This is a genomic window from Streptomyces sp. PSU-S4-23 (genome assembly GCF_055632315.1).
This window is the reverse complement of the sequence record NZ_JBVMUU010000002.1, coordinates 4,420,996-4,439,445: the sequence shown is the minus strand read 5'-3', so window position 1 is coordinate 4,439,445 and position 18,450 is coordinate 4,420,996. Positions and strand designations below refer to the sequence as shown.

The window sequence follows — 18,450 nt, the reverse complement described above, 5'->3', positions numbered from 1 at the left end:
GCCTCCTACGCCGCGACCAGGTACGAGAACACGGATTCGAGCGACTCGTCGGACGGCGACACCGTGAGCAGCCGGACGCCGTGCTCGCGCGCGACCTTCGGCAGCAGGGCGGTGAAGCGGCCGAAGTCGACCGCCTGGATGCGCAACGCACCCTCGGCGAGGTCCACTTCGATGCCGGACGTCGACGGGTCGGCGATCAGCGCGGCCGCGAGGACGCGGTCGTCGCTGGAGCGCACCAGGTAGCGGTGCGGCCGGTCGGTCATCAGACGGCGGATCTTCCGGAAGTCGCCGCTCGCCGCGTGCCGTCCGGCGACGATGACCTCGATGTGCGTCGCCAGTTGCTCGACCTCTTCGAGGATGTGGGACGAGAACAGCACGGTGCGGCCCTCCGCGCCCATGTGCCGCAGCAGCTCCATGAGCTGCATGCGCTGGCGCGGGTCCATGCCGTTGAAGGGCTCGTCGAGCAGCAGCAGGGACGGATCGTGCACGAGGGCCGACGCCATCTTCACGCGCTGGCGCATGCCCTTGGAGTACGTGGCGATCCTGCGGTCCTGCGCGTACTCCATCTCCACGGTGGCGAGGGCGCGTTGGGCGGCCTTCGCGCCCAGCCCGTGCAGCTCCGCGTTGGCGACGACGAATTCGCGCCCGGTGAGGAAGTCGTACATCGCCTCCCGCTCGGGGACGATGCCGATGTGCCGGTAGATCTGCTCGTTGCGCCACACCGGCCGGCCGTCGAGGGTGACGGAGCCGGTGGAGGGGGCGAGGAAGCCTCCCATCATGTTGATGAGGGTGGACTTTCCCGCCCCGTTCGGGCCCAGCAGACCGGTCACGCCGGGGCCGATGGTCATCGTGATGTCGTTGACGGCCACCACGTTGCCGAACCAGCGCGAGACATGGTCGATGGAAAGCGTGCTCACAGTCCGGCCTTTCGGTAGCGGCGGATCAGCAGGCCGTAGCTGCCCGCGATGAGCCCCAGGACGACGAGGAGGAAGACGGCTCCCTGCGCCGCCGAGGGTCCTTCCCCTCCGGGGAAGGACGAGGTCGCGCCGAGGAAGGCGGTCTGCACACCGTCGATGAGCGTGACGGGCGAGAACAGCCCCATCCAGACGGCGGTGGCGGAGTTGCCGGAGTGCACGTCGGCGATGGCCTGGATGGTGGAGACGGCCCCGTACGAGATGGTCAGGACGGCGATGACGGCCGCGATTCCGAAGCCGCGCCGGGGTGTGGCCGCGGCGATGACCAGGCTGATCCCGGAGAACAGCAGGGAGAGCAGTGCCACGGAGACCAGCCCCTCGGCGAACCCCTTCGTCTGGTGGGAGAAGTCGAGCTTGGCGAGCAGCGCGCCCACGTACAGGACGAGCAGCGGCGTGCCCGTCAGCATGAACATCGCCGAGGCCAGGGCCGCGTACTTGGCGCGCACGTAGTCGGCGGTCTCGATGGGGCGCGAGAAGTACAGCGGAACCGTCTTGAAGCGCAGGTCGCGGGAGACCGACTGGGGCGCCTGGGAGGCGACGTAGAGTCCGATGACGGCCTGCATGATGATCGCGTAGCGGGTGTACTCGACCGGCAGGTCCTTCGCCTTGGTGGCGACCGCCACCGCGACCATGATGAGCGCGGGCGCGCACATCACCACGAACAGCAGCATCGGCAGCACCTTGGACTTGGCCGAGCGGCCGAGGCCGTAGGCGCCGCGCAGGGACTGCGAGTACAGGGAGCGCCGGGCGTAGGCGCGGCCCAGGCGCGGGCCGTCGTACGAGCGGTAGCCGATGTCGTGGATCCGGGTCTGCTCGGCCGCACGGGCCGTGGGCTGCTCAACCGCCATGGCCGACCGCCTCCTTCCGCTGCTCGTCACTGTCCTTGAAGACCTCCGCGATGTGGTGCCTGCGCTGCTCCATGCGGACCAGGCCGAGGCCGAGGTCGGCGACGACGTCCCGGATGAGGTCGTACGTCTGCTCACCCTCCGCGGTCAGCAGCAGGATGTGCCCGGCGCCCGGCAGTCCGCTGCCGTCGTGCGTGGTCACCCCGTGCGCGTGCAGGGCCTCGCGCACCGCGCGGGTGCCGTCCGGGTGCTCGTCGCTGTCGGTGACCTCGATCGCGAGGGTCGCGGTGGTCTGGGTGAAGTCCCTGGTGGAGCTGGAGCGCAGGAGCTTGCCGCCGTCGATGATGACGACGTGGTCGCAGGTGCGCTCCAGTTCGCCCAGCAGATGGGAGGTGACCAGGACCGAGATGCCGAAGTCGGTGTGGATGCGGCGGATCAGGCCGAGCATCTCGTCGCGGCCGACCGGGTCGAGGCCGTTGGTCGGCTCGTCGAGGAACACCAGCTGCGGGTCGTGGACCAGCGCCTGGGCGAGCTTCACCCGCTGCTTCATGCCGGTCGAGTAGCCGCCGATGGGGCGGTAGCGCTCCTCGTACAGGCCGACGTGGCGCAGGGTGTCCGCGGTGCGCTCCCGCGCGGCCGCCGCGGGCAGACCGGACATGCGGGCCATGTGCACGACGAACTCGGTGGCGGACACATCGGGCGGCAGGCAGTCGTGCTCGGGCATGTACCCGACGCGCTCACGGATGGCGCCGCCCTTGGTGGCGACGTCGAGTCCGAGCACCTCGGCTCGGCCCTCGCTGGCGGGGGACAGACCCAGCAGGATCTTGATCAGTGTGGACTTGCCGGCTCCGTTGGCGCCGACGAGCCCCGTCACACCGGGTCCGACGTCCACGGAGAGCCGGTCAAGAGCGGTCACCCTCGGGAACCGCTTGCTCAGGCTTTCGGTCGCGATCACAGTCACGTCGTCGACGGTAGTGACACGGGCCACTGCCGTCGTCAGACCGCAGAGCTGTCTGCGCCTCAGACTCCAGTCGTACAGGCCCGTAGGGGTCCCCCTGAAGTCGAACGACCGGATGGCCGCGTGGGCGGAGTCGCCCCTGTCGTCCTGGTCGTCCACAGGCCCCCGACCACCTGTTGACGAATTCTCTAACAACTGTCACATTCGCCTGTGTCACGTTACGGGCACGTAGTGCGGTCGGCGGCGCTGGACGGAGGACGGGTGACTCTCGAGGGGGCGCGCGAGCGCCGGGTGCGGACGGGCGGGATCGAGCTGTGCGTCGCCGAGCTGGGGGATCCGGCGCAGCCGACGGTCGTCCTGGTGCACGGCTACCCGGACAGCAAGGAGGTCTGGTCGGAGGTGGCGGACCGGCTCGCCGGCCGTTTCCACGTCGTGCTGTACGACGTCCGCGGCCACGGCCGGTCGACGGCGCCGAAGCCGCTGCGCGGCGGGTTCACGCTGGAGAAGCTGACGGACGACTTCCTCGCGGTCGTCGACGCAGTCAGCCCCGGCCGGCCGGTGCACCTCGTGGGGCACGACTGGGGATCGGTGCAGTCCTGGGAGTTCGTCACCGTGAAGCGCACCGAGGGCCGGATCGCGTCCTTCACGTCGATGTCCGGGCCGTCCCTCGACCACTTCGGGCACTGGATCACACAGCGGGTGCGGAGGCCGACCCCGCGCCGGGTGGGCCAGCTGCTGGGCCAGGGCGCCAAGTCCTGGTACGTGTACCTGCTGCACACCCCCGTCCTGCCGGAGCTGGCCTGGCGCGGGCCGCTCGGCAGACGCTGGCCCGGGATCCTGCGGCGCGTCGAGAAGGTGCCCGGCGGCGACTACCCGACCCGCTCGCTGCCCCGGGACGCGGCCCACGGCGCCTGGCTGTACCGCGACAACGTCCGGTCCCGGCTGCGCCGCCCACGCACCGACGCGTACGCCCACGCGCCCGTGCAGCTCATCACACCCCTGGGGGACGCGTTCCTGTCGGAGCGGCTGTATGACGGACTGGAGCGCTGGGTCCCACGGCTGACCCGCCGCACGCTGCCGGCCAAACACTGGATCCCGCGCACCCGGCCCGACCAACTGGCCTCCTGGATCACGGAGTTCGTGACCGCCGTCGAGGGCGGCCGGCCGGCACGGACGGCGGCCGGACGGTACGCGGAGCGGTTCGGCGGACAGCTCGTCCTGGTGACGGGCGCGGCCAGTGGCATCGGGCGGGCCACGGCGTACGCCTTCGCCGAGGCCGGCGCGCGCGTGGTGGCCGTCGACCGGGACGGGGACGGCGCGGTCCGCACGGCCGAGCGGGCCCGGCTGATCGGTGCCCCCGAGGCGTGGGCCGAGACGGTCGACGTCTCCGACGAAGAGGCCATGGAAAGACTCGCCAAGAAGGTCGCCGCCGCGTACGGGGTGGTGGACGTCCTGGTCAACAACGCCGGGATCGGCCTGTCCGGCTCCTTCTTCGACACCACCACCGAGGACTGGCGCAGGGTCCTCGACGTCAACCTGTGGAGCGTCCTCCACGGCTGCCGGCTCTTCGGGAAGCAGATGGCCGAGCGAGGGCAGGGCGGCCACATCGTCAACACGGCCTCGGCGGCCGCGTACCAGCCCTCGAAGTCGCTGCCCGCCTACAGCACCTCCAAGGCCGCGGTCCTCATGCTCAGCGAGTGCCTGCGCGCGGAGTTGGCCGGGCAGGGCATCGGGGTGTCGGCGATCTGCCCCGGTTTCGTCCACACGAACATCACATCGACCGCCCGCTTCACGGGCGTCGACGCCGAAGAGGAGAAACGGCGGCAGAAGCGGGCGGCCCGGCTGTACGGCCTGCGCGGGTATCCGCCGGAGAGGGTCGCGGACGCGATCCTGCGGGCCGTCGTGCGCAATCAGGCCGTTGTGCCTGTCACTCCGGAGGCGCGCGGCATGCGCTTCATGTCGCGTTTCGCACCACGGGCGCTGCGCGCGGTCGCTCGATGGCAACCGCCACTGTGAGCGGCGGGGTTGGCGGCCGGGCACCGGTCGCCGACCGCAATTGCGGCCGCCCCGAGCCGGATCGACGAGAAGGCCGGCCACATGGCCTGCGTCCGGCCGCAGTTGCCGGTCGCGGCCTCCATGAACCACCGGACCGTCTTGCGCCCGGCCCGGCGCTGCGGACAGGCCCGGGTGGACCTCACGCGCCGCTCACCGGATGGCGAACCCAGCTGGCCAACCCACGCTCTCCTGCGGCCCGTTGCCCCGTGCGCCGCGCAGGCCACGACCGTGAAGCACCGCCCGCGACCCGAATTCCCAAACCCGCCTGACAGGGGGCCGGTTGGCCTCAGCGAGTCCGGAGCGCGAGTGGTCGCCGGCACCAAAAGCGTCTGCCGGTCACGGGCATTGGACGGATGGCACATTTTGCGGTCAGGTCAGCAAAGTTGACCAAAGCGCCCCGATTCCAAGACCAGTTGTCCACAGAATCCTCAACTTGCCTGTGGATAACCGCACTTGCTTGTGGATCAAACATCCGGAGCAAAAATCACGTGCGTGATCCACGTCTCTCCCGCACGCTGGAGGGATGACGGAAAGGCACGACGAGAGACGCACCGTGAAGGTGTCGAAGTATCTCTCGAAACACCTGCGGCACCAGCCGGACCGGATCGGGCTCACGCTGGACGAAGGCGGCTGGGTCGAGATCGACACGCTGCTCGCCGCGGTGGCCGCGCACGGTTTCCGCGTCACACGCGAGGAACTGGACCATGTGGTCGCCATCAACGACAAGAAGCGGTTCGCGATCGAGGGCACCCGCATCCGCGCCAGCCAGGGCCACAGCATCGACGTCGACCTGGGGCTGCCTCCGGCGACCCCGCCGGCGTATCTCTACCACGGCACCGTGGCGCGGTCCCTGGAAGCGATCCGCACCGAGGGCCTCAGGCCCATGAACCGGCACGACGTCCACCTCTCACCGGACCGCGAGACCGCCACCCGCGTGGGTGCCCGCCGAGGCCGCCCGGTCGTCCTCGCCGTGGACGCCGGCGCCATGCACCGCGACGGCCATGTCTTCCGCGTCAGCGCGAACGGGGTGTGGCTCACCAGGGCCGTGCCACCGCGGTACCTGCGCTTTCCGGGGCCGCACTGAGGTCCCACCCGGATGCCCCGTGCCCGCGTCGGCCGGCGCGGGAGGTGACCGGCCTCCGCCGCCGCTTACGCTCGGAGCATGAGTCCGCGTCTGAGCACAGTGATCCTGCCTCACCGCCGCTGGAACGAAGGCGGCCGCGCGGCCTGGCAGCGCGCAGAGGAACTCGGTTTCCACACTGCGTACACCTACGACCACCTGTCCTGGCGGAGCTTCCGCGACGGCCCGTGGTTCGGTGCCGTGCCGACGCTGGCGGCCGCGGCCGCCGTCACCGACCGGCTGCGCCTCGGCACCCTGGTGACCTCGCCGAACTTCCGGCACCCGGTCACCCTCGCCAAGGAACTCATCTCCCTCGACGACATCTCCGGCGGCCGGGTCACACTCGGCATCGGCGCGGGCGGCACCGGCTTCGACGCCACCGTGCTCGGCCGGGAACCGTGGAGTCCGCGCGAGCGCGCCGACCGTTTCGGCGAGTTCGTCCCGCTGCTCGACCGGCTGCTCACCGAGGACTCCGTCTCGTACGTGGGCGACCACTACTCCGCGCACGAGGCACGCAACATCCCGGGGTGCGTCCAGCGCCCCAGGCTGCCGTTCGCGGTGGCCGCGACGGGGCCACGCGGTATGCGCCTCACCGCGCGCCACGGGCAGGCATGGGTGGCGACCGGCGTCCCCAAGCCGTACGAGGACGGCACTCCCGAGCAGTCGCTGCGGGCCCTGCGCGGGCAGACCGAGAAGCTGGCCGACGTGTGCGCCGCCATCGGCCGCGATGTGACCGGCCTCGACAGGATCCTGCTCACCGGCTTCACCCCGGACCGCGGGCGGCCGCTGGAATCCCTCGACGCGTTCGTCGACTTCGCCGGACGCCACGCGGAGTTGGGCTTCACCGACATCGTGCTCCACTGGCCGATTCCCGGCTCCGACTTCGCCGCCGACCAGAAGGTCTTCGAGCGGATCGCCATGGAGGCCCCCGCCCAACTGGCCTGATCATGACGGGGCGTGACGGTTCTGGTGAGCAGCGTCACCACTCACATGCGCGGACTCTCGCACGGCCGTGCGGGCATATGCGCGAGAATGGGCCGGTGACCTCAGCGACCCGGCAGCCCGAGACCCCGGCCTCCACCCATCCGCCCCGGCTGATCGCGACCGATCTCGACGGCACTCTCCTGCGTGACGACAAGTCGGTCTCCGAGCGGACGGTCGCCGCGCTGGCAGCGGCCGAGGACGCCGGGATCGAGGTGTTCTTCGTCACCGGCCGCCCGGCCCGCTGGATGGACGTCGTCAGCGAGCACGTGCACGGCCACGGACTGGCGATCTGCGGCAACGGCGCCGCCGTGGTCGATCTGCACGGCGGCCCCGGCGCCCACCGCTTCGTCAACGTCCGGGACCTGGCCCGGGCCAACGCCGTCGACACCGTGCGACTGCTGCGGGACGCCGCGCCCGGGACGGTGTACGCCGTCGAGCAGACCTACGGCTTCTACCAGGAACCGTCGTACCCGAAGCTGCACATGGAGGTGCCGGACCTGCTCGCGCCCGCCGAGGAACTGCTGGCGGCGGACGCGCCCGGCGCCCATGAGCCGGTCCTCAAGATCCTCGCCTACCACCCCGAGCTGGAACCGGACGCGTTCCTCACCCTGGCCCGGCTCGCCGTCGGCAGCCGCGCCACCATCACCCGCTCCAGCCCCAGCGCGCTGCTGGAGATCAGCGGACCGGGCGTCTCCAAGGCGAGCACGCTCGCGCTGTGCTGCGCCGAGCGCGGCATCTCCCACGAGGAGGTCATCGCCTTCGGCGACATGCCGAACGATGTGGAGATGCTCACCTGGGCGGGCCGGTCGTACGCGATGGGCAACGCTCACCCGGACGTGATCGCGGCGGCGTCCGCGGTGACGGTCGCCAACAACGAGGACGGAGTGGCCGTGGTCATCGAGCGGATCCTCGGGGAACGGCTGTAGGCAGGTCGCCCCGGTCGCCTCTCCCGATCGCCTCTCCCGGTCACGTTCCCCGGTCGCCTCCCTGACCGCGGCCCGCCGTCGCGTCCCGCGGGCGCGTCCCGTGGTCGCCCGTCCTAGTCGCCGGCGAGGACCGGACACATCGGGCTGTCGTCGGGCGTCCGTCCGCCCAGGAGGTCCCCACGGGCCTCCCGCTCCACCATCTCCCGCAACGGCCCCTCCACCGCCGACAGTTCCGCGAACGCGCCCCGCTGGACCACCTGTCCCTCCACCAGCACGATCACCTCGTCGACCGCCTCAAGGCCCGCCAGCCGGTGGGTGATCAGGAGCGTCGTCCGGCCCTCCGTGGCCGCCAGCAGATCCGTGGTGAGCGCGTCCGCCGTCGGCAGGTCGAGGTGTTCCGCGGGCTCGTCGAGGACGAGGACCGGGAAGTCGGCGAGCAGGGCGCGGGCCAGCGCGAGCCGCTGCCGCTGGCCCCCGGACAGCAGGGTGCCGTGCTCGCCGACCAGCGTGTCGAGGCCGGCGGGCAGCCCGTCGGCCCAGTCGAGCAGCCGCGCCCGTGCGAGCACGTCGCGCAGGTCCTCCTCGCTCGCATCCTTCCGCGCGAGCAGAAGGTTCTCCCGCACCGAGCTGTCGAAGAGATGCGCGTCCTGGGCGCACAGTCCGACCAGACGCCGTACGTCGTCGCCGTCGAGGGCGTACGCGTCCGTGCCGCCCAGCGTGTACGTGCCCGCGCTCGCGTCGAGGAACCGCAGCAGCACCTGGGCGAGGGTCGTCTTGCCGGACCCGGAGGGACCGACGACCGCGATCCTGCGCCCCTCGTCAAGGGTGAGACCGAGGCCGGTGAAGGCGTCCCTGTGCTGCCCCTGGTGACGGGCGGCGAGCCCGTCCACGACGAGGGGGAACGGGGAGGCCGGCGCCGGCCGCGGCCGTTCCGGTTCCCGTACGGGGTCGGGGGCGTCCAGCACCTCGTAGACCCGCTCGGCGCTCCTGCGGACCCGCTGCCGGTGCTGCACGGCGAGCGGCAGTCCCAGCACCGCCTCGAACGCGGCCAACGGGGTGAGCACCACGACGGCCATGGCCACGCCGCCGAGCCGCCCATCGGCGACGGCCTGCGCGCCCACGAGGGCGGCGACCGTCACGGTCAGCCCGGAAACCAGCGCGGTGAGCCCGTCGCCGAGCGCGGTGGCGGCGGCGGCACGGGCGGCGATGCGGGTGAGCACCCCGTCGGCCCGGCGCGCCTCGGCGGTCCGCGCGGGCAGCGCACCGGCGACCGTCAACTCGGCCGTACCGGTGAGCAGATCGGTCACCCGGGTGGCCAGCACGCCCCGGGCCGGCGCCAGTCTCCGCTCGGCGCGGCGTGCCACGGCGCCGGACACCAGGGGCACGCCGGCCCCGGCCGCCAGCAGCCCGGTGGCGAGGACGGCGCCGGCCTCCGGCAGCAGCCAGGCGGTGAAGCCCGCGGAGGCCGCCGACACCATGAGCGCCGCACCGGCGGGCAGCAGCCAGCGCAGCCAGTAGTCCTGCAACGCGTCCACGTCGGCGACCAGCCGTGAGAGCAGATCGCCGCGCCGGGCCGAGCGCAGCCCGGCCGGGGCCAGCCGCTCCAGGCGGCGGTAGACGGCGACCCGGGTGTCGGCGAGCATCCGCAGCACGGCGTCGTGCGACACGAGCCGCTCCGCGTACCGGAACACGGCCCGCCCGATGCCGAAGGCACGCGTGGCCGTCACGGCGACCATCAGATACAGCACGGGAGGCTGCTGGGACGCGCGTGAGATCAGCCAGCCGGAGGTGGCCATCAGCCCGACGGCGCTGCCGAGCGCGAGGCTGCCGAGCAGCAGCGCGAGCGCGAGCCGCCCACGGCGGGGCCCGGCCATGGCACGCACCCGGGCGAGCACATCGCCACGCCGCTCGGCGGACGATGCGGACGCCGGGTCGCCGGAGGCGGGTTCCGAGGCGGGTTCGGGGGCGAGTACGTCGTGGGGGGCGGGTACGGCGCTCTCCCGCGTCCCGGGCCGGAGTACGGGCGCCTCCGCGGCCGGGGCGGGAACGCTCGCCGTGGCGCGCTCCCGCACATCCAGCCGTACGACCCGGTCCGCCACCCCGAGCAGCGCGGGCCGGTGCACCACCAGCAGCACCGTCCGTCCGACGGCCAGCCGGCGCACCGCCGCCACGACCTCCGCCTCGGTCGCCCCGTCGAGGGACGCCGTGGGCTCGTCGAGCAGCAGCACCGGCCGGTCGGCGAGGAAGGCCCGTGCCAGGGCGAGCCGTTGCCGCTGACCGGCGGAGAGACCCGCCCCGTCCTCACCGAGCACGGTGCCGGCGCCGCCGGGCAGCGCGTCCACGAACTCCAGCGCGCCCGCGTCGACCAGCGCGCGCCGCACCGCCGCATCGTCCGCGTCCGGCCGGGCCAGCCGCACGTTCTCGGCGATGGTGCCCGCGTACAGATGCGGCCGCTGCGGCACCCAGGCGATCCGCGAGCGCCACTCCTCCAGGTCGGCCGAACCGAGGTCGACGCCCCCGACCCGCACCCGCCCCTCGGTGGGCCGCACGAATCCGAGCAGAACGTTCAGCAGGGTCGACTTGCCCGCGCCGCTGGGGCCGACGAGGGCGACCGTCTCGCCCGGTTCCACCGTCAAGGAGACCTGGGACACCGCGTCGGACGACCGCCCTGAGTACCGGACGGTCACTCCCTCGAAAGCGATCTCGCCTTCGGCAACGCGCCGTGTGCCGGAGGCCGGCACCGGCGTCTCCAGCACCGCGAAGATCTCCTCGGCAGCGGAGAGCCCCTCCGCTGCCGCGTGGTACTGCGCGCCCACCTGCCGCAACGGCAGATACGCCTCCGGCGCGAGGACGAGGATGACCAGTCCGGTGTACAGGTCCATGTCCCCATGGACGAGCCGCATCCCGATGGTCACCGCGACGAGCGCGACCGAGATCGTGGCCAGCAACTCCAGCGCGAACGACGACAGGAAGGCGATCCGCAGTGTCCGCATGGTGGCCCGGCGGTACTCGCCGGTGATCCGCTTGATGGACTCGGCCTGCGCCTTGGCCCGGCCGAACACCTTGAGCGTCGGAAGCCCCGCGACGACATCGAGGAAGTGTCCGGACAGCCGGGACAGCAGCCGCCACTGGCGGTCCATCTGGGCCTGCGTCGCCCAGCCGATGAGCATCATGAAGAGCGGAATCAGAGGCAGCGTGCCGACGATGACGGCCGCGGACACCCAGTCCTCGGTGACGATCCGCGCCAGCACGGCCACGGGGACGACGACCGCCAGGCCCAGTTGGGGCAGATAGCGGGAGAAGTAGTCGTCGAGGGCGTCGACTCCACGCGTGGCCAGGGCTACCAGCGATCCGGTCCGCTGCCCGCTCAGCCACCCCGGTCCCAGAGCCCCCGCCCGCTCCAGCAGCCGCCCCCGCAGCTCGGACTTCACCGCAGCGCTCGCCCGGTGGGCGGCGAGCTCGGTGAGCCACGAGACCAGCGCGCGACCGATCGCCACGGCCACCAGGAGCATCAGGGGGGTACGCAGGCCGGCGACCGAGTGGTGGTGCTGGAAGGCACCGACCACCACTTCGGCGATCAGCATCGCCTGGGCGATGACCAGGACCGCTCCGACGCCACCGAGGCCGACGACGGCCGCGAGGAAGAAGCGGGTGGCACGGGCGTGGCGAAGCAGTCGCGGGTCGATCGGTTTCACCTGGGACACCCCCCTCTTCCTGGAGCACGTTCCACGTGAAACATGCTCTTCGATCCCGGGTGGGTGTGTTTCACGTGAAACACACCCACCGGCCGGAATCAGTGCACCGCTTCCGCGGCGATGTGCTGCGTACCGATGCGCTTACGGAACACCCAGTACGTCCAGCCCTGGTAGAGCAGGACGATCGGCGTCGCGATCCCGGCGCACCACGTCATGATCTTCAGGGTGTAGGGGCTCGACGAGGCGTTGGTCACCGTCAGGCTCCAGTCGGCATTGAGCGTGGACGGCATGACGTTCGGGAAGAGCGTCAGGAAGAGCATCGCGACCGCCGCCACGATGGTGACCCCGGAGAGCGCGAACGACCAGCCCTCGCGCCCCGCCTGGTTCGCCACGAGCGCCGCGACCAGCGCGGCAACCGCCACGATCATGGCGACGAGGCTCCGGCCGTCGCCCTGGTCGATCTGCGCCCAGGCGAGGAAAAGCAGCGCCAGCACGGCGGTCACCAGCCCCACCCTCAGCGCCAGCTTCCGTGCCCGCTCACGGATGTCGCCGACGGTCTTCAGCGCTGTGAACACCGCCCCGTGGAAGGTGAACAGGCTGAGCGTCACCAGACCGCCGAGCAGCGCGAACGGGTTCAGCAGATCCCAGAAGGTACCCGCGTACTCCAGATGCCGGTCGATCTTGACACCGCGCACGATGTTGCCGAAGGCCACGCCCCACAGGAACGCCGGGATCAGCGAGGTCCAGAACAGCGCGGTCTCCCAGTTGCGCTGCCAGCGTTCCTCGGACCGCTTGGCCCGGTACTCGAAGGCCACACCGCGCACGATCAGGGAGACCAGGATGATCAGCAGCGGCAGATAGAAACCGGAGAAGAGGGTCGCGTACCACTCGGGGAACGCGGCGAAGGTCGCGCCGCCCGCGGTGAGCAGCCACACCTCGTTGCCGTCCCAGACGGGGCCGATCGTATTGATCAGCACGCGCTTCTCCGGGCGGCTTCGAGCCAGCAGCCTGGTGAGGATGCCGACCCCGAAGTCGAAGCCCTCCAGGAAGAAGTACCCGATCCAGAGAACCGCGATGAGGACGAACCAGACGTCGTGAAGTTGCATGTTGTCAGCGCTCCCTCGGCCTAGTAGGAGAAGGCCATCGGCTTGTCGGCGTCCTGGGAGTCGCCGCCGATCCTGGTGGGCGGGTTGAGATCCGCCTCGGTCAGCTCGGGCGGTCCCGCCTTGACGTACTTCACGAGCAGCTTGACCTCGATGACGGCCAAGATCGCGTAGAGCAGCGTGAACACGGTCATCGAGGTGATGACCTCGCCCTGGGAGACACCGGGGGAGACGGCGTCACTGGTGCGCAGCACGCCGTAGACGACCCACGGCTGCCGGCCCATCTCGGTGAAGATCCAGCCCCAGGAGTTGGCGATGAGCGGGAACGCCAGGGTCAGGATCGCGATGCGCCAGTACCACGTCGTGAGCGTCGGGCCGAGTGCCTTCTGCTTGAAGAGGACCAGATGCGGCACCTCGTCCTCACCGACGCGCAGGTGCTGCGGCAGCATGAACTTCTTGCGGGTGAGCCAGAGTCCGGCCAGGCCGATGGCGAAGGAGGCCATGCCGAAGCCGATCATCCAGCGGAAGGACCAGAAGGTGACGGGGATGATGGGGCGGTAGTCGCCGGCGCCGTACTTCTGCTGCTCGGCCTGGTTGGTGTCGTTGATGCCGGGGACGTAGGAGCTCGTGTCGTCGTTGGCGAGGAAGGACAGCAGGCCGGGGACGGACAGTTCGACGCTGTTGTGGCCCTTGCTGACATCTCCGTAGGCGAAGATCGAGAACGGCGCGGAGTTCTGGCCGTCCCAGAGCGCCTCGGCGGCGGCCATCTTCATCGGCTGCTGCTTGAACATGACCTTGCCGAGAAGGTCGCCGCTGATGGTGGTGAGCAGCCCGGCGATGATGACGGTCACCAGGCCGAGCCGCAGCGAGGTCTTCATCACGGCCACGTGCTTCTTGCGCAGCAGGAAGTAGGCGGCGATGCCGACCATGAACGCGCCACCCGTGAGGAAGGCCGCCGACAGGGTGTGGAAGACCTGGGTGAGCACGGTGTTCTGGGTCAGGACGTGCCAGAAGTCGGTGAGCTCCGCGCGCCCCTTCGCCTTGTTGAAGCGGTAGCCGACGGGGTGCTGCATCCAGGAGTTGGCCGCGAGGATGAAGTACGCCGACAGGATGGTGCCGATGGCGACCATCCACATGCAGGCGAGATGGAGCTTCTTCGGCAACTTGTCCCAGCCGAAGATCCACAGTCCGATGAAGGTGGACTCGAAGAAGAAGGCGATGAGAGCCTCGAACGCCAGCGGCGCACCGAAGATGTCACCGACGAAGCGCGAGTAGTCGGACCAGTTCATACCGAACTGGAACTCCTGGACGATGCCGGTGACGACACCCATCGCAATGTTGATCAGGAAGAGCTTGCCCCAGAACTTCGTCGCCCTGAGGTACTTCTCCTTCTCCGTTCGCACCCAGGCGGTCTGGAGGCCTGCCGTCAGGGCGGCAAGCGAGATCGTCAGCGGGACGAACAGAAAGTGGTAGACGGTGGTGATGCCGAACTGCCACCGAGCCAACGTTTCCGGCGCCAAAGCCAGGTCCACGTCGCCCCCTCCTTTCCTTACGTCGCCGAATCACGCGGACGTCCCGGCCCCGGTGGCACGCACGTCACAGGAGCAAAGCGCCTCGCGCTTGTGAACGCGTTCACATTCACAAGGCATTATTACCCATGAGTTCAGACGCTGAGAGGGCAGGGGGGTACCAAACCCGGGGCCGACAGGCCCCGGGTCGTGACCGCGCGGTGCGGCGATGCGCTCCGGGAGCGGACCGACGGGGGCTAGAGCTCCCTGTGGAACGCCTCCGCCACCTTCACGAAGATGTCGTTCGCCTCGGTCTCACCGATCGTCACCCGCACCCCTTCGCCCGGGAAGGGCCGCACGACCACGCCGGCCTGCTCGCAGGCGGCGGCGAAGTCGACCGTGCGCTCCCCCAGCCGCAGCCAGACGAAGTTCGCCTGGCTGTCGGGCACCTTCCAGCCCTGGGCGCGCAGCGCGTCCAGCACCCGCGTGCGCTCGCACACCAGCGAGCCGACCCGGCCGATCAGCTCGTCCTCCGCTCGCAGGGAGGCGATCGCCGCCTCCTGCGCCAACTGGCTCACCCCGAACGGAACCGCCGTCTTGCGCAGCGCCGCGGCCACCGGCTCATGGGCGATCGCGAAGCCGACGCGCAGCCCGGCGAGGCCGTACGCCTTGGAGAAGGTGCGCAGCACACAGACGTTCGGCCGCTCGCGGTACAGCTCTGTGCCGTCCGGTACCTGGACGTCACGGTTGAACTCCCGGTACGCCTCGTCCAGCACCACCAGCACATCGGCCGGCACCCGGTCGAGGAAGCGCTCCAGCTCCGCCCGGCGCACCACGGTGCCGGTCGGGTTGTTGGGATTGCAGACGAAGATCAGCCGGGTCCGGTCGGTGATCGCGTCCGCCATCGCATCCAGGTCGTGCACGTCTCCCGGGGTCAGCGGCACCTGCACCGATGTCGCACCGCTGATCTGCGTGATGATCGGGTACGCCTCGAAGGACCGCCAGGCGTAGATCACCTCGTCGCCCGGGCCGCTGGTGGCCTGCAGCAGCTGCTGGGCGACCCCGACCGATCCGGTGCCCGTCGAGAGGTGGGACTGGGGCACCCCGAAGCGCTCCGACAGCTCGCGCATCAGGCCCGAGCACGCCATGTCCGGGTAGCGGTTGAAGGACGCGGCCGCCGCGGTCACGCTCTCCAACACGCCCGGCAGCGGCGGGTACGGATTCTCGTTCGAGGACAGTTTGTAGGCCGCCGGGCCACCGGCAGCGGCAGGCTTGCCCGGCTTGTAGGTGGGGATACCCTCCAGCTCGGCACGCAGCCTCGGGCTCGTCTCGCTCACCGCAGTCCTCCTCGCGCAACCACCGGCTCATGACGGCCACCGGCTTCCAATGCTTCTCACCTTATGAGGATTCGGCGTCGCTGCGAATGGGCTGTGGACAACCTCCGGGGACATCACGGAAGAAACCCGGGCCATCACGGAACGAACCCGGGCGCATCACCGTAAGTAGGCGCATGAATCGAGGGGCGCGTCGCCCGTCGCCACGCGCGCCGGTGGCTCACGCCGTGGCGCGCATCCCTCGTGAAGGTGAGTTGAGACCTCTTCGCAATATCGCGACCTTGGCAGGCTTCTGCGGGCCGACAAGTCACGTACTGCCCTTGCATCACTCAAGTCCCTTGCATTGCAAGGCATTTGGAGGCCATTGACCATGCAGAAACGTGCCTCTCAATGAGTGCATATGCGTCCGCACTACCCCACCGCATGAGCCCTACTATCGGCTCGCCATGACAGCAGCAGGGAAGCACCAGGTGAGCCGCGCGGAAACCTCCCGCCGAGGCAGCCGGCCGGGCCGGGCGGGCATCAGAGACGTGGCGGCCGCCGCCGGGGTCTCCATCACGACCGTCTCCGACGCCCTCAACGGCAAGGGGCGGCTGCCGGACGCCACCCGACGCCACGTCCGCGAGGTCGCCGACCGGCTGGGCTACCGGCCCTCGGCCGCGGCCCGCACCCTCCGTACGGGCAAGTCGGGGCTGATCGGCCTGACCGTGACCACGTACGGGGATGAACCTTTCACCTTCACCGAGTTCGCGTACTTCGCGGAGATGGCCAGAGCCGCCACCTCGGCCGCGCTCGCCCGGGGCTACGCCCTGGTCATCCTCCCCGCGACCTCACGCCACGACGTGTGGTCGAACGTCGCCCTGGACGGCACGGTCGTCATCGATCCGTCCGACCAGGACCCCGTGGTCAGCGAACTGGTCCGGCAGGGATTACCGGTCGTCTCGGACGGCCGCCCGGCCGGCTCGCTCCCGGTCACCGCGTGGGTCGACAACGACCACGAGGCCGCGGTCCTGGGCATCCTCGACCACCTGGCCGAGGCGGGCGCCCGCCGGATCGGACTGCTGACCGGAACCACGACCGACACCTACACGCACCTGTCCACGACCGCGTACCTGAACTGGTGCGAGCGCGTGGGGCAGGACCCCGTCTACGAGGCGTACCCGGCCCACGACCCCTGCGCGGGCGCCGTCGCCGCCGACCGGCTGCTGGCCCGCCCCGACCGCCCCGACGCCGTCTACGGGCTCTTCGACCCGAACGGCACCGACCTGCTGGCCGCCGCCCGCCGCTACGGACTGCGCGTCCCCGACGACCTGCTGCTCGTCTGCTGCAGCGAGTCCACCGTGTACGCCAACACCGAACCGCCCGTCACCACCCTCTCGCTGAAGCCGCGCCGAATCGGCACCGCGGTGGTCCAGCTCCTCATCGACGCCATCGAGGGGGTGGACTCGGACCAGCCGGTCGAGCAGGTGATACCGACGGAACTGATCGTGCGCACATCGTCCGAGCGGCGCTCGCCCCGTACCACGATCAGCCCTCCCCGGTCGCCCGAAGGGAGGTAGCCCGCCGGTGACCCGCGGGTGACGCACCGGCTGCCCGCGGCCGGCCGTGGAAGGCTCCGCGCCCCAGGGGCACGAGCCCCGCCCAATCAGGGCGAAAGCCTCAGTGGACCGGGGTCTCTCCCGATTCACCACCCCTGGGTCATCACATGGCGCGATCCGCATTCCTATGATGGGCGCACGACACCGCGGGCCGCTGCGACCAGGCAGTCCGATGCGGTGCAGATGCGGCGCGATGGTGGAGGGGTCGATGACTCAGGGGGCCGGTCAGGGACCCGAGGTGGAGCGGACGGCTACGTTGCGCGACTTCCGGGTGCCCGCTTACGTCCACGAGACCGGTCCCTACCCGCAGAGCACGCCCCCGAGCGAGGTCCCCGGCCCCGGCGAGGCACCGGAGGGGTACCCCCAGGAGTACTCCGCCGCGTACACCCCCACCGAACGGGACCTCCCGGTCATCAACCGCGGTGACACGCTCCAGGTGACCGTCGACCCCGCGGCGGCACCCGCCCCGCAGCCCGCCGACGGACCCGGTCCGCTGTTCGTCGTCGGGGACGTCCACGGCTACCTCGACCAGTTGATGGCGGCGCTCCGGGAGAAGGGGCTCGTCGATGCGGCGGGCCGCTGGTCGGCGGGCACGACGCGGCTGTGGTTCCTGGGCGACTTCACCGACCGGGGGCCCGACGGCATCGGCGTCATCGACCTGGTGATGCGGCTGTCGGCGGAGGCGGCCGCGGCCGGCGGCTACTGCAAGGCGCTCATGGGCAACCACGAACTGCTGCTGCTCGGCGCGAAGCGGTTCGGCGACACGCCCGTCAACTCCGGGGCCGGCACCGCCACCTTCCAGGCGGCCTGGCTGCTCAACGGCGGCCAGAAGACCGACATGGACCGGCTCCAGGACCACCATCTGCAGTGGATGGCCCGCCTGGACGCGCTCGTGGAGGTCGACGGGCATCTGCTGGTCCACTCGGACACCACCGCCTACCTCGACTACGGCGACTCCATCGAGGCGGTCAACGACACCGTCCGGGAGACGCTCACGCGCAACGACGCGGACGAGGTGTGGGACCTCTTCAGGAAGTTCACGAAGCGCTTCGCCTTCCGCGACGAGGGCGGAGCCAACGCCGTACGGTCCCTCCTGGACACCTACGGCGGCAGTCGCGTCGTCCACGGCCACAGCCCCATTCCGTACCTCCTGGGCGAGGTCGGCTCCGAGGACGGCGAGGACGGCGCGGGCCCGGTGGTCGAGGGACCGCACGTCTACGCGGACGGGCTGGCGATCGCGATGGACGGCGGAGTGACCATGGCCGGAAAGCTGCTGGTCCAGCAACTTCCCATGGCTTCCTGAACGTTCACCGGGTAGCGATCCCCCGGCGAGGGACCGGCGGGGAACGG

13 protein-coding genes are annotated in these 18,450 nt (G+C 70.7%); 6 read left to right on the top strand and 7 right to left on the bottom strand.

Annotated elements, in window-relative coordinates; genetic code table 11:
• Nucleotides 1-5: 5 nt before the first annotated feature.
• The 3 genes from ACZ79I_RS20265 to ACZ79I_RS20255 are packed head-to-tail and all read right to left on the bottom strand — an operon-like array spanning nucleotide 6 to nucleotide 2,774.
• Nucleotides 6-917: an ABC transporter ATP-binding protein gene (locus tag ACZ79I_RS20265; protein ID WP_471498912.1), complete on the bottom strand. Its 912-nt coding sequence runs from the start codon at nucleotides 915-917 to the stop codon at nucleotides 6-8.
• Nucleotides 914-1,822 (bottom strand): ABC transporter permease, encoded by a 909-nt coding sequence (locus tag ACZ79I_RS20260; protein WP_471498911.1) that lies wholly within the window; start codon nucleotides 1,820-1,822, stop codon nucleotides 914-916. Before ACZ79I_RS20260 ends, ACZ79I_RS20265 begins: the two co-directional genes overlap by 4 nt.
• Nucleotides 1,812-2,774: an ABC transporter ATP-binding protein gene (locus ACZ79I_RS20255; RefSeq protein ID WP_381087046.1), complete on the bottom strand. Its 963-nt coding sequence runs from the start codon at nucleotides 2,772-2,774 to the stop codon at nucleotides 1,812-1,814. The genes ACZ79I_RS20260 and ACZ79I_RS20255 overlap by 11 nt, the downstream gene beginning before the upstream one ends.
• A 264-nt stretch (nucleotides 2,775-3,038) precedes the next feature.
• Between ACZ79I_RS20255 and ACZ79I_RS20250 the strand changes: the two genes are divergently transcribed.
• From ACZ79I_RS20250 to ACZ79I_RS20235, 4 genes are all read left to right on the top strand, one after another.
• On the top strand, nucleotides 3,039-4,793 hold the full coding sequence (locus ACZ79I_RS20250; protein ID WP_471498910.1) for an SDR family oxidoreductase: 1,755 nt from the start codon (nucleotides 3,039-3,041) through the stop codon (nucleotides 4,791-4,793).
• A 562-nt stretch (nucleotides 4,794-5,355) separates the two neighbouring features.
• Nucleotides 5,356-5,916, top strand: coding sequence for an RNA 2'-phosphotransferase (locus ACZ79I_RS20245; RefSeq protein WP_471498909.1), 561 nt, complete (start codon nucleotides 5,356-5,358; stop codon nucleotides 5,914-5,916).
• A gap of 78 nt (nucleotides 5,917-5,994) precedes the next feature.
• Nucleotides 5,995-6,897, top strand: coding sequence for an LLM class flavin-dependent oxidoreductase (locus tag ACZ79I_RS20240; protein ID WP_471498908.1), 903 nt, complete (start codon nucleotides 5,995-5,997; stop codon nucleotides 6,895-6,897).
• A gap of 77 nt (nucleotides 6,898-6,974) precedes the next feature.
• Nucleotides 6,975-7,862, top strand: coding sequence for a Cof-type HAD-IIB family hydrolase (locus ACZ79I_RS20235; protein WP_471498907.1), 888 nt, complete (start codon nucleotides 6,975-6,977; stop codon nucleotides 7,860-7,862).
• A gap of 113 nt (nucleotides 7,863-7,975) precedes the next feature.
• On the opposite strand, the gene cydD is transcribed toward ACZ79I_RS20235, so the two are convergent.
• From cydD to hisC, 4 genes are all read right to left on the bottom strand, one after another.
• Nucleotides 7,976-11,557, bottom strand: a complete 3,582-nt coding sequence (gene cydD, locus ACZ79I_RS20230) for a thiol reductant ABC exporter subunit CydD (protein WP_471505101.1) — start codon at nucleotides 11,555-11,557, stop codon at nucleotides 7,976-7,978.
• Nucleotides 11,558-11,655: 98 nt separating this feature from the next.
• Nucleotides 11,656-12,663: a cytochrome d ubiquinol oxidase subunit II gene (gene cydB, locus ACZ79I_RS20225; RefSeq protein WP_471498906.1), complete on the bottom strand. Its 1,008-nt coding sequence runs from the start codon at nucleotides 12,661-12,663 to the stop codon at nucleotides 11,656-11,658.
• Nucleotides 12,664-12,683: 20 nt separating this feature from the next.
• Nucleotides 12,684-14,192 (bottom strand): cytochrome ubiquinol oxidase subunit I, encoded by a 1,509-nt coding sequence (locus tag ACZ79I_RS20220; protein WP_471498905.1) that lies wholly within the window; start codon nucleotides 14,190-14,192, stop codon nucleotides 12,684-12,686.
• A 233-nt stretch (nucleotides 14,193-14,425) separates the two neighbouring features.
• Nucleotides 14,426-15,505: a histidinol-phosphate transaminase gene (gene hisC / locus ACZ79I_RS20215; RefSeq protein WP_471498904.1), complete on the bottom strand. Its 1,080-nt coding sequence runs from the start codon at nucleotides 15,503-15,505 to the stop codon at nucleotides 14,426-14,428.
• Nucleotides 15,506-15,948: 443 nt separating this feature from the next.
• Between hisC and ACZ79I_RS20210 the strand changes: the two genes are divergently transcribed.
• A complete protein-coding gene (locus ACZ79I_RS20210; protein WP_471498903.1) occupies nucleotides 15,949-17,061 on the top strand; it encodes a LacI family DNA-binding transcriptional regulator in 1,113 nt (370 codons plus the stop codon).
• 232 nt (nucleotides 17,062-17,293) lie between these two features.
• Nucleotides 17,294-18,403, top strand: a complete 1,110-nt coding sequence (locus ACZ79I_RS20205) for a metallophosphoesterase (RefSeq protein WP_471498902.1) — start codon at nucleotides 17,294-17,296, stop codon at nucleotides 18,401-18,403.
• The last annotated feature ends 47 nt before the right edge of the window (nucleotides 18,404-18,450 follow it).

Excerpts from the sequence above, each read along its gene's own strand:
- ACZ79I_RS20260 (WP_471498911.1), bottom strand. The coding sequence starts at position 1,822 with ATGGCGGTTGAGCAGCCCACGGCCCGTGCGGCCGAGCAGACCCGGATC.
- ACZ79I_RS20245 (WP_471498909.1), top strand. The coding sequence starts at position 5,356 with ATGACGGAAAGGCACGACGAGAGACGCACCGTGAAGGTGTCGAAGTAT.
- ACZ79I_RS20240 (WP_471498908.1), top strand. The coding sequence starts at position 5,995 with ATGAGTCCGCGTCTGAGCACAGTGATCCTGCCTCACCGCCGCTGGAAC.
- ACZ79I_RS20235 (WP_471498907.1), top strand. The coding sequence starts at position 6,975 with ATGCGCGAGAATGGGCCGGTGACCTCAGCGACCCGGCAGCCCGAGACC.
- cydB (WP_471498906.1), bottom strand. The coding sequence starts at position 12,663 with ATGCAACTTCACGACGTCTGGTTCGTCCTCATCGCGGTTCTCTGGATC.
- ACZ79I_RS20210 (WP_471498903.1), top strand. The coding sequence starts at position 15,949 with ATGACAGCAGCAGGGAAGCACCAGGTGAGCCGCGCGGAAACCTCCCGC.
- ACZ79I_RS20205 (WP_471498902.1), top strand. The coding sequence starts at position 17,294 with ATGGTGGAGGGGTCGATGACTCAGGGGGCCGGTCAGGGACCCGAGGTG.